Origin of the sequence: Mesomycoplasma neurolyticum, assembly GCF_900660485.1 — a bacterium.
GTDB classification, from domain to species: Bacteria; Bacillota_I; Bacilli_A; order Mycoplasmatales; family Metamycoplasmataceae; genus Mesomycoplasma_A; species Mesomycoplasma_A neurolyticum.
On sequence record NZ_LR214951.1, the window covers coordinates 852,362 to 870,952 of the forward strand.

Consider the following 18,591-nt stretch of genomic DNA (forward strand, 5'->3'; position numbering starts at 1 on the left):
TTGTATAATAGTAAGGCATTGTTTTATTAAAGCATTGAGTTAAATAAATTTTTAAATAAAAAAAAATATTTTTTTTGGTGTTTCAAAAAAATAATGTATAATAGATAAGTTAGTCTTTTTGATTAACACAATAAAACTTTTATAACAAAAAGTTAAATTAGATCTTTCAAAACTAGATACAAAAACCATAATACTTCAATTCAATTTTTGAGAGTTTGATCCTGGCTCAGGATGAACGCTGGCTGTGTGCCTAATACATGCATGTTGAACGAAGCAGTATTTATATTGACTTAGTAGCGAATGGGTGAGTAACACGTACCTAACCTACCTTTAAGATTGGGATAACTACTGGAAACAGTTGCTAATACCAAATAACAAATTTTTTCGCATGAAAAAATTTTAAAAGAAGCATAAGAGGTAACTCCGCTTCACTTAAAAATGGGGGTGCGGAACATTAGCTAGTTGGTAGAGTAATGGCCTACCAAGGCGATGATGTTTAGCCGGGCCGAGAGGCTGTACGGCCACACTGGGACTGAGATACGGCCCAGACTCCTACGGGAGGCAGCAGTAGGGAATTTTCCACAATGAGCGAAAGCTTGATGGAGCGACACAGCGTGCAGGATGAAGGCCTTCGGGTTGTAAACTGCTGTGGTAAGGAAAGAAAAAATAGGGTAGGAAATGACCCTTAATTGACGGTACCTTATTAGAAAGCGATGGCTAACTATGTGCCAGCAGCCGCGGTAATACATAGGTCGCAAGCGTTATCCGGAATTATTGGGCGTAAAGAGTTCGTAGGTGGTTTGTTAAGTCTGAAGTTAAATCCAAAAGCTCAACTTTTGCCCGCTTTAGATACTAGCAAACTGGAATTGCAAAGAGGTTAGCGGAATTCCTAGTGAAGCGGTGGAATGCGTAGATATTAGGAAGAACACCAATAGGCGAAGGCAGCTAACTGGTTGTATATTGACACTGAGGAACGAAAGCGTGGGGAGCAAACAGGATTAGATACCCTGGTAGTCCACGCCGTAAACGATGATCATTAGTTGGTAGAAAAATTTACCGATGCAGCTAACGCATTAAATGATCCGCCTGAGTAGTATACTCGCAAGAGTGAAACTTAAAGGAATTGACGGGGACCCGCACAAGCGGAGGGGCATGTGGTTTAATTTGAAGATACGCGTAGAACCTTACCCACTCTTGACATCCCTTGCAAAGTTATAGAGATATAATGGAGGCTAACAAGGTGACAGATGGTGCATGGTTGTCGTCAGCTCGTGTCGTGAGATGTTAGGTTAAGTCCTGCAACGAGCGCAACCCTTGTCTTTAGTTACTAACATTAAGTTGAGAACTCTAGAGAGACTGCCAACGAAAGTTGGAGGAAGGTGGGGACGACGTCAAATCATCATGCCTCTTACGAGTGGGGCAACACACGTGCTACAATGGTTGGTACAAAGAGATGCGACATAGTGATATCAAGCAAATCTCAAAAAACCAATCTCAGTTCGGATTGAAGTCTGCAACTCGACTTCATGAAGTCGGATTCGCTAGTAATCGCAGATCAGCTATGCTGCGGTGAATACGTTCTCGGGTCTTGTACACACCGCCCGTCACACCATGGGAGTTGGTAATACCCGAAGATGGTTAGTTAACCTCGGAGGCAACTATCTAAGGTAGGACTGATGACTGGGGTGAAGTCGTAACAAGGTATCCCTACGAGAACGTGGGGATGGATCACCTCCTTTCTACGGAGTACACATACATCTTATTAAATTTGGTTATTTAAAAATCCTTTTATAATAAATAAAAAGGTTATTATGGGCTTGCCAAATAGTTTTGTATCTAGTTTTGAAAGATTTAATTTTTTCTTTCTAATTAATAAATGTTTTAATATAGTTCTTTGAAAACTGAATAGCAAATATTGAAATTTTAATTTCATAATATTTCAACAACGACATTACAACACCGAGTCTAACTGTTTTATTGAACAGTTAGCTTAAAATAGATACCTTAGATATATAAATCTAAAACAATAGGCTTAAAAAATAAGTTATATTAGCTTTTAAATAAGTAAGAGTATATAGTGGATGCCTTGGGTCTGGAAGTCGATGAAGGACGTGATTACCTGCGATAAGCCTCGTGGAGCTGGAATACGCTATGATACGGGGATTTCCGAATGGGGGAACCTAACTAGATAAACTCTAGTTGATTTATAATGAATACATAGTTATAAATGCGAGACACCTTGTGAATTGAAACATCTTAGTAGCAAGAGGAAAAGAAAATAAATAATGATTTCGTTAGTAGTGGCGAGCGAATGCGAAAGAGCCCAAACCATCATTTTGATGGGGTTGTAGGACATTCTACATAAAGTTACAAAATTTTATTATAGTTGAAAAAGTTGGAAAGCTTTAACATAGAAGGTGATATTCCTGTAAACGAAATAATAAAATCTTTTGAATGTATCCTGAGTAGGGCGGGGCACGTGAAACCCTGTCTGAATCTGCCGGGACCACCCGGTAAGGCTAAATACTAACCAGACACCGATAGTGAAACAGTACCGTGAGGGAAAGGTGAAAAGAACCCCGGGAGGGGAGTGAAATAGATTCTGAAACTGTATACTTACAATTAGTCAGAGCCCGTTAAAGGGTGATGGCGTACATCTTGCAGTATGGGCCGGCGAGTTATGTTAACATGCGAGGTTAAGTGGAAAAAAACGGAGCCGTAGGGAAACCGAGTCTTAAAAAGGCGCTTTAGTATGTTGATATATACCCGAAACCAGGTGATCTATCCATGAGCAGACTGAAGCTTAGGTAAAACTAAGTGGAGGGTCGAACCGTAGTACGCTGAAAAGTGCCCGGATGACTTGTGGATAGCGGTGAAATTCCAATCGAACCTGGAGATAGCTGGTTCTCCTCGAAATAGCTTTAGGGCTAGCGTGTAGTGTTAAGCATTGGGGGTAGAGCACTGAATATGGAATGGCGGCGCCTAGCTGTACTGACTATAATCAAACTCCGAATACCAGTGTGTATTACTATGCAGTCGGAATATGGGTGATAACGTCCGTATTCGCGAGGGAAACAACCCAGATCGTCAGCTAAGGTCCCAAAATTATGTTAAGTGAGAAAGGTTGTGAGTTTTCATAAACAACTAGGATGTTGGCTTAGAAGCAGCCATCATTTAAAGAGTGCGTAATTGCTCACTAGTCAAGAAGGCTTGCGCCAATAATGTAACGGGACTAAACATAATACCGAAGCTACGGGTAGTGATAAACTACGTTAGAGGAGCGTTCTAATTGCATCGAAGTTAAACTGTGAGGATTAATGGAGCGATTAGAAGTGAGAATGCCGGCATGAGTAACGATTCAGAGTGAGAATCTCTGACGCCTATTGGGAAAGGTTTCCTGGGGAAGGTTCGTCCACCCAGGGTTAGTCAGGACCTAAGATGAGGCTGAAAAGCATAGTCGATGGATAATAGGTTAATATTCCTATACTTCTTATAAATGTGATGGAGTGACGGAGGAGGATAGTACTACCACTTACTGGATTGTGGGGTAAGCATTCGAGATAGTTATGTAGGCAAATCCGCATAACAATATATTTAGATGTGATGCATAGTGAAAGAGTAATCAAGTAACGAATTGTATGATTTCACACTTCCAAGAAAAGCTTCTAAACTTTAAATTTATAAGAACCTGTACCGAGAACGGACACACGTTCCCAAGATGAGTATTCTAAGGCGAGCGAGAAAACCAATGTTAAGGAACTCTGCAAAATAATCCCGTAAGTTCGCAAGAAGGGATGCCTAATTTAATTAGGCCACAGTAAAATGGGGGGGGTGACTGTTTAGCAAAAACACAGCTCTCTGCTAAGTCGCAAGACGATGTATAGAGGGTGACGCCTGCCCAGTGCCCGAAGGTTAAGTGGAGCTGTTAGCACTAGCGAAGCAGTAAAATGAAGCCCGGGTGAACGGCGGCCGTAACTATAACGGTCCTAAGGTAGCGAAATTCCTTGTCAACTAATTATTGACCCGCACGAAAGGCGTAACAATCTCCCTACTGTCTCAACATTGGACTCGGTGAAATTATGGTCCCAGTGAAAACGCTGGGTACCCGCATCAAGACGAAAAGACCCCGTGGAGCTTTACTATAACTTCGTATTGAAAATTGGTCTAACATGTGTAGGATAGGTGGGAGACTTTGAAGTAGTGACGCTAGTCACTATGGAGTCAACCTTGAAATACCACCCTTGTTATATTGATTTTCTAACCTGCTTCCATTATCTGGAAGGGAGACAGTGCGTGGTGGGTAGTTTGACTGGGGCGGTCGCCTCCTAAAGAGTAACGGAGGCGTTCAAAGTTACACTCAATATGGTCAGAAACCATATGTAGAGCGCAAAGGTAAAAGTGTGATTGACTGTGAGACTTACAAGTCGAGCAGGTGCGAAAGCAGGACTTAGTGATCCGGCGGTACATTGTGGAATGGCCGTCGCTCAACGGATAAAAGCTACCCCGGGGATAACAGGCTTATCTTCCCCAAGAGATCACATCGACGGGAAGGTTTGGCACCTCGATGTCGGCTCATCGCATCCTGGAGCTGGAGTTGGTTCCAAGGGTTTGGCTGTTCGCCAATTAAAGCGGTACGCGAGCTGGGTTCAGAACGTCGTGAGACAGTTCGGTCCCTATCTGATGTGGGCGTTGGAATATTGATGAGAGCTGCTCTTAGTACGAGAGGACCGGAGTGGACGTACCACTGGTGCTCCAGTTGTTTCGCCAGAAGCATAGCTGGGTAGCTAAGTACGGAAAGGATAACCGCTGAAAGCATCTAAGCGGGAAGCCTCCTCAAAGATGAATATTCCCTTGAAATTCCTTATAGACGATGAGGTTGATAGGTTGGGTGTGTAAGTGTAGTAATACATTGAGCTAACCAATACTAATAAATTGATTGATTTAATAGCTAAAATAGGTATTTAATCGGTGAAAGTAGAAAATAATTGCTATTCAGTTTTCAAAGAATTATCACTCCTGTAAGGGAGTTTTTTTTGTGCTTTTATTAAGTAAAATGCTTTTATTTTTTTTAAAATAATGTATAATTTAAAAGTATTTTAGACAATGAAGCATAAGGTTGTGATATTCCAAGATTAGTTGTTTTATTAAATATCAGTTTTTATGCGGAGTCTTGTTCAATAAAGAACAGAAAGGATAAACAACATAATGACAAAACTTAAAGTGAAAATTAAAGCTTTTGATCATAAATTAGTTGATAATGCTACATTAAAATTAGTTACTTTTTTAAAAGAAAATAAAGCTAAGTTTGATGGGCCTATTCCTTTACCAACTAAAAAGGAAATTATTACTATTTTAAGATCAGTTCACATTAATAAAAAATCACGTGAACAATTTGAAAGTAGAACTCACCAAAGATTAATTATTATCAACACAATAGATCAAAAACTAGTTGATAAAATTAAAAGACTTGAATTACCAACAGGTAGTCATGTTCAAACAACAATTATTAATAAAAAATAATAAATAAGGAGAAATAATGAAAGGAATCTTAGGCAAGAAAATTGGTATGACTCAAGTTTATTCTGTTTCAGGTCAATTATTACCTGTAACAGTAATTGAAGTTAAACCAAATGTTGTAGTTCAACTTTTTACTAAAGAAAAAGATGGATACATTGCTACTCAATTAGGTTTAGAAGATAAGAAAAAATCTAGAATCAACAAACCTAGTGAAGGTCACTTTAAAAAAGCCAATACAACACCTAAGCGCTTCGTTAAAGAAATTAGAGGTATGGAAGGGCACCAATTAGGTGAACTATTAAATGCTTCTATTTTTAATGTTGGTGACTTAGTTGATATCACAGGAACTTCAAAAGGAAAAGGATTTGCTGGTGCAATTAAAAGACATAATCAAACTATTGGACCAAAATCTCATGGTGGTGGTGGAGGATCACAACCAATTAGACAAACTGGTTCAATTGGAGATATTTCAGGGAACAAAGTTGTTAAAGGGATGACAATGCCAGGTCAAATGGGTAATGTTAAAAGAACAATGCAAAATCTTGAAATTATTGACATTGATGTAAAAAATAATTACATCTTAGTTAAAGGATCTGTTCCGGGTGCTAACAAATCATTTTTAGTGATTAAATCAGCTGTGAAAAAGTTACCTGCTAAAAGTCCTGTTGAATTAATTAATAAAACAAATGAAACAAAAGGAGAAAACATTTAATAATGACTACAACAAATAATACAAACACAAATGTTTCAACTACTTCTGTTTCAAAACCAAAGTTTAATTTACCTGAAAAAGTTTTTGGTTTTAAAGATTTTAATAGTCAAACTGTTTTTGATGTAATTTTAGCTGAAAGAGCATCTAAAAGACAAGGGACACATAAAGTTAAAAGTAGAGCCGAAGTTAGTGGTACAGGAAAAAAACCATGAAAACAAAAAGGAACTGGTAGAGCAAGAACTGGTTCATTAAGAACACCTGTTTTTGTAGGTGGTGGTAGAGCTTTTGGACCAACAGTTGAAAGAAACTACAATTTAAAAATTAATAAAAAAGTTAGAAATTTAGCTTTTAAATCTGCTTTAAGTCAACTTGGACTTAATAATCAAGTTGTTGTAGATAAAATTAAATTAGAAAAGATTTCAACAAAATCTTTAATTGAAGAATTAAGAAAAAAAGATATTGACTTAGATAAATTAAAAAATGTTTTATTTATTACTAATGATCCAGCTATTTATTTATCAGGGAGAAATCTTGCAAAAATAACTTTTTCAAAAGTAACATCTATTTCAGTTGAAGCGTTAATTAGAACTGATTTAATGATTATAAGTGAGGAAGATGTTAAATATTTAGAAGGGATTGTTAAATAATGAAAGCTAATGAAATTATTAAATATCCAATTTTAACTGAAAAAAGTTATCAATTAATGTCTTCAGGTGTTTATGTTTTTGCAGTTGATCGTAAAACAAATAGATCAGAAGTAAAAAAAGCTATTCAATCTATTTTTGATGTTGAAGTTATTAAAGTTAATATTTTTAATGTTCCTAAAAAACCAGCCAAATTAGGAAGATTCAAAGGTTTTAAAAACTCATATAAAAAAGCAATTGTAACTTTAGCTGAAGGACATACAATTAATTTATTAAATGAAGATTTAGAAGAAAGTCAAGATTCAAAAGAAGTTGTAGAAAACACACAAGTTTCAAATGAAGAGAAAAAATCTACCAGAGAAACTAAAGATGCTTCTGCAATAGAGAAAAAAGTTGCTGAAAAATTAGCATCTAAATCTAATAAAGAATAATATTATTAAACTTTAAAGATTAACTATTTTAAAGTAAAACTAAATGAAAGGTACATTATGGCAATTAAAAGTTATAAAGCCACCACTAATGGTCGTCGTAATATGACTTCACTTGATTATAAAGCCAATTTATCTGGACATGGACCTGAAAAATCTTTATTAACTATATTAAAGAAAAATTCAGGAAGAAATAATCAAGGGAAAATTACAACCAGACATAAAGGTGGAAGAAATAAAAGAAAATATCGTTTAATTGATTTTAAAAGAAACAAAGATAACATTCCGGCAACAGTAAAATCAATTGAATATGATCCAAATAGATCAGCTAACATTTCTTTATTAGTTTATGCTGATGGTGAAAAACGTTACATTTTAGCACCTAAGGGTCTTAAGGTTGGAGCTCAAGTATTATCAGGAGAAAATGCAGATATTCTTCCAGGTAATGCTTTACCTTTAGCTAATATTCCTGAAGGAACATTTGTTCACAACATTGAAATGCAACCAGGTGGTGGAGGAATTATTGCTCGTGCAGCTGGTTCTTCAGCACAAATTTTAGGTAAAGATGAAAATGGTAAATATGTAATGTTAAAACTAAAATCTAATGAAGTAAGAAAGATTTTAGCAAGATGTAAAGCAACAGTTGGAGTTGTTGGAAATGAAGAACATTCATTAGTTAACATTGGTAAAGCAGGGAGAAATAGACACCTTGGAATTAGACCAACTGTTCGTGGGTCAGTAATGAACCCAATTGATCACCCACATGGTGGAGGGGAAGGTAAACAACCTATTGGTAGAAAATCCCCACTTACACCTTGAGGTAAAAAAGCACTTGGTGTTAAAACTAGAAATAATAAAAAATCTTCAACTAAATTGATAGTAAGAAGAAGAAAGGTTGGTAAATAATGGCTAGATCACTAAAAAAAGGTCCATTTGCAGATGCTTATTTATTGAAAAAAGTTGAAAAAATGCATGAGCAAAAAAGTAAAAAACCTATTAAAACTTGATCTAGAAGATCAACAATTTTTCCTGAATTTGTAGGTTTAACTTTCCAAGTTCATAACGGAAAAATTTTCCATGATGTTTTTGTAACTGATGATATGGTAGGGCACAAGTTAGGGGAATTTTCACCAACAAGAACATATAGTGGCCATGGAGCTGACAAAGGGAAGAAAAAATAATGGAAGCAAAAGCACACGTTAAAATGCAAAGAATTTCAGCACAAAAAGCACGTTTAGTAGCTGAATTATTCCGTAATAAAGATACCTCTTCAGCCTTATCTATTCTTTATAATACAAATAAAAAAGCATCAAAATTATTTATTAAACTTTTAAACTCTGCTATTGCAAATGCAGTAAATAATCATGGTATGGATGGAAGCTCATTATATGTAAGTGATGTTACAGTTAATGAAGGACCTACATACAAAAGATTTCAACCAAGAGCAAAAGGTTCAGCATATTCAATTTTAAAAAGAACTTCACATTTATCAATTACATTAAAAGAAAAAACAGAAAAAACAGTTAAATAAGGAGCGTAATTATGGGACAAAAAGTTAATCCAAATGGTTTTAGATACGGAATATCTAAAAAACATGAAGTAAATTGATTTGCAACAAAAGAAAATTTTGCAACTTATTTATTAGAAGATGTGAAAATTAGACAATATGTTGAAAAATTTGTAAGAGATTATCAAATTGGAAAAGTTGAAATTAGAAGAGACCACAAAAATAAAGTTTCTTTATTAATTCACACAGCTAGACCAGGTGTTGTACTGGGACAAGGTGGTGAAAATGTTAAAAAAATGGTTGTTGATATTCAAAAATTTGTTAAAAACAAAAAACTTAATTTATTAATTGAAGTAATTGATTTACCACAACCAGAATTAAATGCTCGTTTAATTGCAGAGCAAATTGCAATTAAAATTGAAAACCGTGGATCATTTAGAATTGCACAAAAATTTGCAATTAGAAATGCCCTTAAAGCTGGAGCAAAAGGAATTAAAACTCAAGTTTCAGGAAGGCTTAATGGTGTTGATATGGCTAGAACTGAAGGTTATAATGAAGGTGAAATGAAATTACATACATTAAGACAAAATGTTGAATATGCACAAGCTACAGCAAGAACAACTTATGGTGCTTTAGGAATTAAAGTTTGAGTTTCTTTAGGTGAATACAAAGAAGGTGATAAATAATGTTACAACCGAAAAGAACAAAACATAGAAAAAATTTTAGACTTCACCATGACAAAAGAACAGCTTTTAGAGGAAAAGATGTATCTTTTGGACAATTCGGACTTCAAGCTATAACCTCAGCTTGAATTACATCAAGACAAATTGAATCAGCCAGAATTGCCATCACCAGAAGAATGGGACGTGAAGGACAAGTTATTATTAGAATTTTCCCACATTTATCACTCACTTCTAAACCAATTGGTGTAAGAATGGGTTCAGGTAAAGGATCGCCTGAAAAATGAGTTGCTGTTGTAAAAAGAGAAACTATGATGTTTGAAGTTTCGGGTGTTAAACCTGAAATTGCTAAAGATGCTTTAAGACTTGGTGGTAATAAATTACCAGTAAAATGAAGAATTGTAGAAAAAACAATAGAGGGAGATAATTAATGAAATTTATTGAATTAAAAAATAAATCTCTTTCAGAACTTGAAACACTTTTAACTGAATTAAAAAATGAATTATTTTTACTAAGATTTAAAAATTCAACTTCAAGACAAGACAAAACTCACAAAATTCCTGAAATTAGAAAAGATATAGCACGTGTTTTAACAGCAATAAGAGAAAAACAAATATCAAACAAAGGGGATAAATAATGGAAGTGAATGAAATTAAAAGAAAAAATGCTAAAAAAACATTTCAAGGTAAAGTTATTTCAACCAAAAGAGATAAAACTATAACAGTTGTTGTTGATACATATGTAAAACACCGTTTATATCACAAAAGATTTAAGAAAACTAAAAAGTTTTCAGTTCATGATGAAACTGAACAAGCAAATGTTGGTGATGTTGTAAAAATTAGTGAAACAAGACCATTATCTAAAACTAAAAAGTTTAGACTTGTTCAAATCACTGAAAAAGGAAGAGAAGGTGCTAAATAATGGTACAAGAGCTTACAAGATTAGTTGTAGCTGATAATTCAGGAGCTAAAGAAGTAGGAGTAATTAGAAATCTTGGTGGTTCAGTTAAAAAAAGTTCAAACATTGGTGATGTTATTGTATGTTCAGTTAAAAAAGCATTACCAAATGGGATTGTTAAAGAAGGACAAGTTGTTAAAGCTATTATTGTTCGTACAAAATACGGAATTAAAAGGGCGAATGGTTCACATATTAAATTTGATGATAATGCTGTTGTTATTATTAAAGAAGACGGAACACCTAGAGGAACAAGGGTTTTTGGCCCAATAGCACGTGAAATTAGGGATAAAGGTTATTCAAAAATTGTTTCACTTGCACCTGAGGTTTTATAAAAGAAAGGAAATAATTTAAACAAAGATGAAAATTTATAAAAATGATCAAGTAGTTGTTATTTCTGGAAAAGATAAAGGCAAAATAGGACAAGTGTTACAAGTCTTCCCTAAAAAACAACAAGTTATAGTTAAAGATGTAAATAAAATTACAAAACACCATAAACCATCACAAACTAGATCTGAAGGTGGTATTGAAATTTATGAGGGGCCAATTCATGTTTCAAATGTTGCTCTTTTAATCAAAAAAGAGTCTAAAGGTAAAAAAGCACAGTTTTCAAAAATTGGATATAGATTTACAAAAGATAATAAAAAAGTTCGTTTTGCTAAAAAAACTAACAAAGATTTATAAAATAGGAGTAATTAAATTATTATGAGTTTAAAAAATAAGTACAATCAAGAAGTTAGTAAACTTTTAAAAGAAAAGTTTAATTATTCTTCAGTAATGCAATATCCAAAAATTGAAAAAATTATTCTTAATATGACAGCTGGTAAAGAAGTTACTAATTCAAAAGCAATTGAAGAAGTAATGAATGAAATTCAATTAATTTCAGGACAAAAACCATATCAAACTGTTGCTAAAAAATCACTTGCATCTTGAAAATTACGTGAAGGTATGCCTATGGGTGCAAAAGTAACTCTTAGAAGAGATAAAATGTGAGATTTTTTAAATAAATTAGTGAATGTTGCAATCCCAAGAATTAGAGACTTTCGTGGTCTAAATCCTAAAGCATTTGATGGTAGAGGAAATTATTCCTTAGGAATTAAAGAAGAAATAATTTTTCCAGAAATTAGTTTTGATAAAATTAGAAAAATTAAAGGTTTAGATGTAATTATTGTTACAAGTGCTAAAACAGACAAAGAAGCAAAATTTTTATTAGAAAAACTAGGAATGCCTTTTGCTAAGGCTGTAAAATAGAGGTAAATATGGCAAAAAAATCATTAAAAGTTAAAGCAAAAAAACATCCAAAATTTAAAGTAAGAGCATATACAAGATGTGAAATTTGTGGCCGTCCACATGCTGTTTTAAGAAAATTTAAAATTTGTCGTATTTGTTTTAGAAAATTAGCACATGAAGGTAAAATACCTGGAATTAAGAAAGCGAGTTGATAATTATGGCAAATGTAAAAAGATCCATGACTAAAAAACTTACAGATCCAATTGCAGATATGATTACAAGAATTAAAAATGCTAATATAAGAAAGCATAAATTTGTTGAAATTCCACATTCTAACAAAAAAATTAAAATTCTTGAAATTATTAAAAATGAAGGTTATATAAAAGAATTCGAAGCTGTTGGTGAAGGAGTTGAGAAAAAAATTGTTGTTGAATTAAAATACAAAAACAATATTGGTGCAATAACAGATATTAAAAGAATTTCAAAACCAGGTTTAAGAGTTTATAGTTCTGTAGATAATATACCTAAAGTTTTATCAGGTTATGGTACAGTAATTATTTCTACATCTAAAGGGATTTTAACTGACAAAGAAGCAAGAAAGGAAAATGTAGGTGGTGAAATTATCGCTTACGTTTGATAATAATTTATGTCTAGAGTTGGTAATAGAATATTAATCATTCCTGAAAACACACAAGTTATAGTTGATAAAACAAAAGTAACAGTAGTAGGAAAATTAGGTCAGTTAACAAGAGATTTTTCACCATTAATCGCAATTAAAGTTAATGAAAATAAATTAACTACAGAAAGATCAAATGAAGAAAAACATACAAAACAATTACATGGAACAACTAATTCTTTATTAGGTTCAATGCTCAAAGGTGTAAGTGAAGGATTTAAAAAGGAACTTGAAATCAAAGGGGTTGGATACAAAGCAACTTTAAAAGATAATAAAATCGAAATTGCAGCTGGATATTCTCACCTTGTTTATGTTGATATTCCAGAAGATTTAAAAATTGAAATTCCAAAAGCAACTTCTATAATCATTACAGGGATTGATAAACAGAGAGTTGGGCAATTAGCTTCAAACATTAGAGCAATTAGAAAACCTAACCCATATTCTGGTAAAGGTATTATGTACAAAGACGAAAACATTAGACGTAAAGAAGGGAAAAAATCTTCTAAATAATAATTTGAAGATTAAATTAATAAAATGGCAAAATTATCTAGAAATAAAAAAAGAATTAATAAACACAATCGTGTTAAGGCAAAACTTAATCTTACAACCGGAATTCGTCTTTCAGTTTATAAATCACTAAAAAATTTATATGCGCAGTTAGTTGAAGTTGAAACAGGCAAAACTTTATCTTCTGTTTCAACATTAAATCTTGGAGTTTACGGTGGAAATGTAAAAGCAGCAGAACAACTTGGGGTTTTATTAGCAAACAAAATTAAAGAACTTAATTTACTAGATGCAAAAATTGTTTTTGATCGTTCAGGTTACATTTACCATGGAAGAGTTAAAGCTTTCGCTGAAGCAGTTAGAAATGAAGGAGTGAAGTTTTAATAATGGAAAAAAAAGAACTAAAAAAAGTACAACAAGCAGCTCCAACAAAAGAGATCAAGGCTAATTTTAAAGTTGGACAAAATAATAATAAAGTTGATAAAATTAAAAATGAATTAAAAGTAAAAAACACAAAACCTTTTGCTCGTAAAGACAATCGTGATTCTAAATCATTGTCCAAAGACAACAATAACAAAAGAAATTTCAAAAAAAGAGAACAAAATTCTCAACCATTCCAAAATGAATTTGAAGAAAAAGTTATCAACATTTCTAGAGTTACAACTGTTGTCAAAGGTGGAAGAAGATTTTCTTTTTCTGCTTATGCAGTAGTGGGTAACAAAAAAGGAAAAGTTGGTTTTGGGCATGGAAAAGCAAATGAAGTTCAAGATTCAATTAAAAAAGCTATTAAAGCAGCACAAAATAATTTAATTACTGTGCCAATCGTTGATTCAACTGTACCACATGAAATTCAAGAAAAATTTTTAGCTTCAAAAGTTTTATTAAAACCTGCTCCAAAAGGAAAAGGGATTATTGCTTCAGCTTCTGTTAGAGCTGTTGTTGAACTAGCTGGTTATTCAAATATTTATACTAAGACATATGGATCAAGAACCAAAGCAAATATTGTGCGTGCAACTATGAATGCTTTAAGCAAATTAAGAACAGTTGAAAAAATTGCTGAATTAAGAAATATCCCTGTTGAACACTTGAAAAAAAATTAAGATTATAGAAATAAGGAGATAGGTTATGAAATTGCATGAATTACAAAGCACAATAGGTTCAAGAAAAGAAAAACACCGTAAAGGTCGTGGTCATGCTGCAGGTAAAGGAAAACAAGCTGGAAAAGGTCAATCAGGACAAAGAAAAAGATCAAGTGTAAGACCTGGATTTGAAGGGGGACAAAACCCATTATTCAGACGTATTCCAAAAATTGGATTTAATAATATTAATTCCGTTAAATACCAAACAGTTTCTTTAGCAAAATTAGAAGAAAAATTTGAAAACAATAGTTCAATCACAATTAGAGATTTATTTGATAAAAAATTAGTTAGAAGAAAAACAATGCCTGTTAAAATTTTAGCTTTAGGTAAATTAACAAAAACATTACATATTGAAACTGATGCTTGCTCAACAAAAGCAAAAGAAATTATCGAAAATCTTAAAGGAACAGTAAAATTAATTTAAAATGTTTAAACAAATTTTCAAACTTTTAGCTTTAATATGATTTGTTATTACTAAACTTTATATTAAAACTAAAGCTAAAATTGAAATTTTTTTAAGAGAAAAAATATTAACAAAAAAGATAATATTCACTTTATGATTATTATCTATTTTTGTTATTTCTACAACTATTACTTTACCAGGAATCAAATTAAAACAAAATTCACTCGATCCTAATTCCTTTTTAGGTGTTATTGATATTGTAGGTGGTGGTGGTTTAAGTAATTTTTCCATTATGGCTTTAGGAATAGGTCCATTTATTACTGCATCATTAATTATGATGATAGCTCAAACGAAACTTTTTCCACCTGTACATCGTTTAAGTAACTCAGGGCCTTTAGGAAGAAAAAAAATTAATATTATTACTAGAATATTAACTATTTTTATAGCTATTATACAATCTATTGTTTTGATTAAAACAGTAGTTGATAGACAAGAAAATAATTTTATTATTATTGAAGATAATAGCATTGGATTTAAATATGTAGCTCTTCCTTTAGTTTTAATTGGTGGAAGTTTATTTGCTTTATTTTTAGGTGAACAAATTACAGAAAAAGGTGTTGGTAATGGAACATCATTATTAATTTTTTCAGGTATAGCAAGTAGATTGCAAAGCACTTTTAGACATGCTTTTAACTATTTTTTAGGCAATGGAAAAGATGCAGCTACTATTTCTAATACCATTGTCTTTATTCTTTATATTGTTGCCTTTTTGGTTTTAATTTTTATAATTGCACGTTTTCATTTAGCAGAAAGAAAAATCCCAATCCAGCAAACAGGTGCTGGTATGACAAGAAATGTAAAAGACATTTCATATTTACCAATAAAAATCAATCCCGCTGGGATTATGCCTGTTATTTTTGCGCTTATTTTATTAAGTTTACCAACTTTATTTAGTAATCTTTTAGATCCCTACACTTCCCCAACAAGAAACTGAATTGAAAAAAATTTAAGAATAACGAACCCTATAGGCTTTAGCATTTTTATAGTTTTAGTTTTCTTATTATCTATTGGAATGGGTCTTCAACAATCAAGAGTTGATAAAATTGCAGAAGATTTTTCTAAAAATTCCACTTTTATTCCAGGTGTGAGACCTGGAGAACAAACTGAGGATTATTTAATTTCTGTTGTTTTAAGATTATCATTTTTTTCAGCTATTTTCTTAATTGTTTTAGCTTCGCTTCAACCCATCTTGCATTTTATCGGAATACCAATTAGTGTTACATTTAGTGGTACTTCATTAATAATTTTAGTGACAACAGCACTTGAAACAATAAGTCAAATCAAAGCAAGAAGACAAAGTGAAATGATTTCTAAAAAAAGAAAACAAATGGCAAAACAAATTAATTCCAAACACAATAAACATTCTAACAAAAAGAAAGATACATTCTTATTATGATAAAAATTCAAAATTTTAATTTTATTTTTTTAGGAGCTCCTGGTTCAGGGAAAGGAACGCTAGCTAATGCTTTAGCAAAAGCAACTAATCTTGTTCATGTTTCAACAGGTGACATTTTCCGTCGTACAATTGAAGAAGCTAGCCCTTTAGGTCTTGAATTAAAATCAATAGTTGAAAAAGGTTTTTATGTTCCTGATACTATTACTAATCAAGTTGTTGAAAACCAGCTTCAGATTTTAACAAAAAAAAACAAGAATTTTATTCTTGATGGCTATCCAAGAACTGTTAATCAGGCTGAGTTTTTAAAAACTTTAAATGATATTAAAATTTTTAAAGTTATTTTACTTGATGTTGAACAAGATATTATCATCCAAAGACTAACTAAAAGAAGATATTGTCCAAAATGTCAAAAAACTTATCATTTAATTTTTAAGCCTTCTACAAAAGGTAAATTATGTGAAAATGATGATACACTTTTAATCCAAAGAAATGATGATCAAGAAGAAGCTATTAAAAAAAGATTAGATATCTATGAAAAAGAAACAAAAGTGTTAATTGATTTTTATAAAAAAGAAAATATGTTAATTACACTAAATGCTAATAATAATCCTGAAATTTTAGTTGATGAAATTTTAAAATTAATGAATTAAATATGGCAAATTTAATTAAAACCGAACAAGAAATTCAATTAATTAAGCAATCTTGTCAAATTCTTAAAGAGGTTAAAAAAATTTTATTTGATTTCATTAAACCAGGTATATCTATTTTAGAAATTGATAAATTAGCTTATGAAGAAATTATAAAACGTGGAGGAAAACCTGCATTTTTAAACTATCAAGGTTTTCCAAATACTATTTGTGCTTCTTTAAATGATGAGTTAATTCATGGAATACCTAATGATAGAATTTTAAAAGATTATGATTTAATTTCAATTGATATTGGTGTTATTTACAAAGGTTATTATTCAGATTCGGCATTTACTAAAAGTGTTGGCAAAACAAATGAAGAAAATGAAAGCTTAATTAAAGCTGCAAAAGATGCATTTTACGCAGGTATTAATGCAATAGAAAAAAATGTTAAAATTAGCACTATCTCCAATGCTATTTATCAAGAAATTAAAAAACATAATTTTTATACACCACTTGAATTTACAGGTCATGGTATTGGAAAAAATCTACATGAAAAACCAGATATTCCAAATCACACTTTTTTTAATAAAACTGGTCCAATGTTAAAAGATAATATGGTCATTTGCATTGAACCTATGATTTTACAAGATTCACCAAAAGTAAAAATTTTGGGTGATAAATGAACCGTAGTTGCTAGAAGTGGTAAAAAAGCTGCACATTATGAACAAACAGTTTTAATCAAAAATAATAAGGCAGAAATATTAACTTAAAACAATAATAATTAAAGATTTTGTGCTATAATTTATAACTAAATTTCTTGGCTTTAAATTTAATTTAAGTAAGTCCAAGTGTTTATTTAAAAGTTGCAATTTCTTTTAAATAAACAAAATTTATTTTAAATTGTTTTATTTTTAATAAAAAATTAATAATATTTAAAAAACGAGGTACTTGTTTTAAAAATGGCAAAAGACGCAATAAAATTGACTGGTAAAATTGTTGAGGTTTATAATGCAAGTGAATTTGCTGTGCTATTAGATGACAACAATTTAATTATCAAAGGTCATATTTCAGGTAAAATGAAACTCCATCACATAAAAATTATTTTAGGTGATAAAGTTGATGTTGAGGTTAGTCCTTATGACTTAACTAAAGGCAGAATTGTTTACCGTCATAAATAAAGGAGAACTATGAAAGTTAGAGCATCTGTTAAAAAAATCTGTAAAGATTGCAAAATTATTAAGAGAAATAGTGTAGTTAGAGTAATTTGTATATTACCAAAACATAAACAAAGACAAGGTTAAATTAAAAAATAAGAAAGGAATAAAATGGCAAGAATTTTAAATATTGAAATTCCTAATAACAAAAGAGTTGAAATTTCTTTAACTTACATTAAAGGGATTGGGAAATCTACTTCACAACAAATTTTAAAAGATACTAATATTGACCCAAATATCAGAGTAAAAGATTTATCAGAAGAACAATTAAGTAAAATTAGAGATGCAGCTTCTAAATATACAACAGAAGGTGATTTAATTCGTGAGGTTGCACTAAATATTAAAAGATTAATGGAAATCAAATGTTACAGAGGAATTAGACACAGAAAAGGATTACCAGTTCGTGGACAAGTAACACAAAAAAATGCCCGTACTAGAAAAGGTCCAAGAAAAACAGTGGCTGGGAAGAAAGGTAAATAATCATGGCAAAAGATAGCAGAAAAAAAACTAAAATTAAAAGAAAAAATGTTGTTTCTGGAATTGCACATATCCATTCAACACATCAAAACACAATTGTTACTTTTTCTGATTTACAAGGTAATGTTATTGCTTGATCTTCATCAGGAGCTATTGGTTATAAAGGTACTAAAAAGAAAACCCCTTATGCAGCAGGTTTAGCAGCAGCAGCAGCTTCTGAAGCGGCTAAAGAGCATGGGATTAAAGAGGTTAAAGTTCAGTTAAAAGGACTAGGAGCAGGAAAAGATGCTGCTAGAAAGCAAATTGAAGTTTCAGGAATTAATGTTATTGAAGTAAAAGATGTAACACCTATCCCACACAATGGAACTAGACCACCAAGAAAAGTTTTCAAAAGAGAAACTAAAAGATAGTAATAAATAGG

At 31.8% G+C, this 18,591-nt stretch carries 26 protein-coding genes, 2 rRNA genes and 1 pseudogene; all 29 read left to right on the forward strand.

Annotated features, from left to right (window positions below; all coding sequences use genetic code 4):
• Nucleotides 1–203: 203 nt before the first annotated feature.
• The 29 genes and pseudogenes from EXC65_RS03445 (at nt 204) to rpsK (ending at nt 18,580) form a co-directional block, all read left to right on the forward strand.
• A 16S ribosomal RNA gene (locus EXC65_RS03445) occupies nt 204–1,739 on the forward strand.
• A 315-nt stretch (nt 1,740–2,054) separates the two neighbouring features.
• Nucleotides 2,055–4,949 (forward strand): 23S ribosomal RNA (locus EXC65_RS03450).
• Together the 16S and 23S rRNA genes form the textbook arrangement of a ribosomal RNA operon.
• Nucleotides 4,950–5,205: 256 nt before the next feature.
• The gene (gene rpsJ, locus EXC65_RS03455; RefSeq protein ID WP_129720096.1) at nt 5,206–5,520 is read left to right on the forward strand and encodes a 30S ribosomal protein S10; all 315 of its coding nucleotides are present in this window, start codon (nt 5,206–5,208) and stop codon (nt 5,518–5,520) included.
• 16 nt (nt 5,521–5,536) lie between these two features.
• A pseudogene (gene rplC, locus EXC65_RS03460) lies at nt 5,537–6,196 on the forward strand (50S ribosomal protein L3); the annotation flags it as partial.
• Between the two features lie 35 nt (nt 6,197–6,231).
• Nucleotides 6,232–6,876 carry a 50S ribosomal protein L4 gene (gene rplD, locus EXC65_RS03465; RefSeq protein WP_129720098.1) on the forward strand — a complete coding sequence of 215 codons (645 nt, stop codon included), beginning with the start codon at nt 6,232–6,234 and terminating at the stop codon, nt 6,874–6,876.
• Nucleotides 6,876–7,304 (forward strand): 50S ribosomal protein L23, encoded by a 429-nt coding sequence (gene rplW, locus EXC65_RS03470; protein ID WP_129720099.1) that lies wholly within the window; start codon nt 6,876–6,878, stop codon nt 7,302–7,304. The genes rplD and rplW overlap by 1 nt, the downstream gene beginning before the upstream one ends.
• Before the next feature lie 57 nt (nt 7,305–7,361).
• Entirely contained in the window at nt 7,362–8,207 is an 846-nt protein-coding gene (gene rplB / locus EXC65_RS03475; RefSeq protein ID WP_129720100.1) for a 50S ribosomal protein L2, read from the forward strand.
• Nucleotides 8,207–8,482, forward strand: a complete 276-nt coding sequence (rpsS, locus tag EXC65_RS03480; protein WP_129720101.1) for a 30S ribosomal protein S19 — start codon at nt 8,207–8,209, stop codon at nt 8,480–8,482. The genes rplB and rpsS overlap by 1 nt, the downstream gene beginning before the upstream one ends.
• Nucleotides 8,482–8,832, forward strand: coding sequence for a 50S ribosomal protein L22 (rplV, locus tag EXC65_RS03485; protein WP_129720102.1), 351 nt, complete (start codon nt 8,482–8,484; stop codon nt 8,830–8,832). Before rpsS ends, rplV begins: the two co-directional genes overlap by 1 nt.
• A gap of 11 nt (nt 8,833–8,843) precedes the next feature.
• Nucleotides 8,844–9,494, forward strand: coding sequence for a 30S ribosomal protein S3 (rpsC, locus tag EXC65_RS03490; protein WP_129720103.1), 651 nt, complete (start codon nt 8,844–8,846; stop codon nt 9,492–9,494).
• Entirely contained in the window at nt 9,494–9,919 is a 426-nt protein-coding gene (gene rplP / locus EXC65_RS03495; RefSeq protein WP_129720104.1) for a 50S ribosomal protein L16, read from the forward strand. Before rpsC ends, rplP begins: the two co-directional genes overlap by 1 nt.
• Nucleotides 9,919–10,125, forward strand: coding sequence for a 50S ribosomal protein L29 (rpmC, locus tag EXC65_RS03500; RefSeq protein WP_129720105.1), 207 nt, complete (start codon nt 9,919–9,921; stop codon nt 10,123–10,125). The genes rplP and rpmC overlap by 1 nt, the downstream gene beginning before the upstream one ends.
• Complete coding sequence (gene rpsQ / locus EXC65_RS03505) at nt 10,125–10,409, forward strand: 30S ribosomal protein S17 (RefSeq protein WP_129720106.1); 285 nt, start codon at nt 10,125–10,127, stop codon at nt 10,407–10,409. Before rpmC ends, rpsQ begins: the two co-directional genes overlap by 1 nt.
• Nucleotides 10,409–10,777 carry a 50S ribosomal protein L14 gene (rplN, locus tag EXC65_RS03510; protein ID WP_129720107.1) on the forward strand — a complete coding sequence of 123 codons (369 nt, stop codon included), beginning with the start codon at nt 10,409–10,411 and terminating at the stop codon, nt 10,775–10,777. Before rpsQ ends, rplN begins: the two co-directional genes overlap by 1 nt.
• A gap of 25 nt (nt 10,778–10,802) precedes the next feature.
• A complete protein-coding gene (rplX, locus tag EXC65_RS03515; protein WP_129720108.1) occupies nt 10,803–11,126 on the forward strand; it encodes a 50S ribosomal protein L24 in 324 nt (107 codons plus the stop codon).
• A 21-nt stretch (nt 11,127–11,147) separates the two neighbouring features.
• Entirely contained in the window at nt 11,148–11,693 is a 546-nt protein-coding gene (rplE, locus tag EXC65_RS03520; protein WP_129720109.1) for a 50S ribosomal protein L5, read from the forward strand.
• An 8-nt stretch (nt 11,694–11,701) separates the two neighbouring features.
• A complete protein-coding gene (locus EXC65_RS03525; protein WP_033160832.1) occupies nt 11,702–11,887 on the forward strand; it encodes a type Z 30S ribosomal protein S14 in 186 nt (61 codons plus the stop codon).
• 2 nt (nt 11,888–11,889) lie between these two features.
• A complete protein-coding gene (rpsH, locus tag EXC65_RS03530; RefSeq protein ID WP_276310795.1) occupies nt 11,890–12,312 on the forward strand; it encodes a 30S ribosomal protein S8 in 423 nt (140 codons plus the stop codon).
• Nucleotides 12,313–12,318: 6 nt separating this feature from the next.
• Nucleotides 12,319–12,858, forward strand: coding sequence for a 50S ribosomal protein L6 (gene rplF / locus EXC65_RS03535; protein ID WP_129720110.1), 540 nt, complete (start codon nt 12,319–12,321; stop codon nt 12,856–12,858).
• 24 nt (nt 12,859–12,882) lie between these two features.
• Nucleotides 12,883–13,236 carry a 50S ribosomal protein L18 gene (gene rplR / locus EXC65_RS03540; RefSeq protein WP_129720111.1) on the forward strand — a complete coding sequence of 118 codons (354 nt, stop codon included), beginning with the start codon at nt 12,883–12,885 and terminating at the stop codon, nt 13,234–13,236.
• A gap of 2 nt (nt 13,237–13,238) precedes the next feature.
• On the forward strand, nt 13,239–13,952 hold the full coding sequence (gene rpsE / locus EXC65_RS03545; protein ID WP_129720112.1) for a 30S ribosomal protein S5: 714 nt from the start codon (nt 13,239–13,241) through the stop codon (nt 13,950–13,952).
• Nucleotides 13,953–13,977: 25 nt separating this feature from the next.
• Nucleotides 13,978–14,415: a 50S ribosomal protein L15 gene (gene rplO, locus EXC65_RS03550; RefSeq protein ID WP_129720113.1), complete on the forward strand. Its 438-nt coding sequence runs from the start codon at nt 13,978–13,980 to the stop codon at nt 14,413–14,415.
• A 1-nt stretch (nt 14,416) separates the two neighbouring features.
• Nucleotides 14,417–15,853, forward strand: a complete 1,437-nt coding sequence (gene secY / locus EXC65_RS03555; protein WP_129720114.1) for a preprotein translocase subunit SecY — start codon at nt 14,417–14,419, stop codon at nt 15,851–15,853.
• Nucleotides 15,847–16,500 (forward strand): adenylate kinase family protein, encoded by a 654-nt coding sequence (locus EXC65_RS03560; RefSeq protein WP_129720115.1) that lies wholly within the window; start codon nt 15,847–15,849, stop codon nt 16,498–16,500. Before secY ends, EXC65_RS03560 begins: the two co-directional genes overlap by 7 nt.
• A 2-nt stretch (nt 16,501–16,502) precedes the next feature.
• On the forward strand, nt 16,503–17,249 hold the full coding sequence (gene map, locus EXC65_RS03565) for a type I methionyl aminopeptidase (protein ID WP_129720116.1): 747 nt from the start codon (nt 16,503–16,505) through the stop codon (nt 17,247–17,249).
• A gap of 189 nt (nt 17,250–17,438) precedes the next feature.
• On the forward strand, nt 17,439–17,657 hold the full coding sequence (gene infA, locus EXC65_RS03570; protein WP_129720117.1) for a translation initiation factor IF-1: 219 nt from the start codon (nt 17,439–17,441) through the stop codon (nt 17,655–17,657).
• A 9-nt stretch (nt 17,658–17,666) separates the two neighbouring features.
• Nucleotides 17,667–17,780, forward strand: coding sequence for a 50S ribosomal protein L36 (gene rpmJ / locus EXC65_RS03575; RefSeq protein ID WP_129720118.1), 114 nt, complete (start codon nt 17,667–17,669; stop codon nt 17,778–17,780).
• A gap of 24 nt (nt 17,781–17,804) precedes the next feature.
• On the forward strand, nt 17,805–18,173 hold the full coding sequence (rpsM, locus tag EXC65_RS03580) for a 30S ribosomal protein S13 (protein WP_129720119.1): 369 nt from the start codon (nt 17,805–17,807) through the stop codon (nt 18,171–18,173).
• Nucleotides 18,174–18,175: 2 nt separating this feature from the next.
• Nucleotides 18,176–18,580, forward strand: coding sequence for a 30S ribosomal protein S11 (gene rpsK, locus EXC65_RS03585; RefSeq protein ID WP_129720120.1), 405 nt, complete (start codon nt 18,176–18,178; stop codon nt 18,578–18,580).
• The last annotated feature ends 11 nt before the right edge of the window (nt 18,581–18,591 follow it).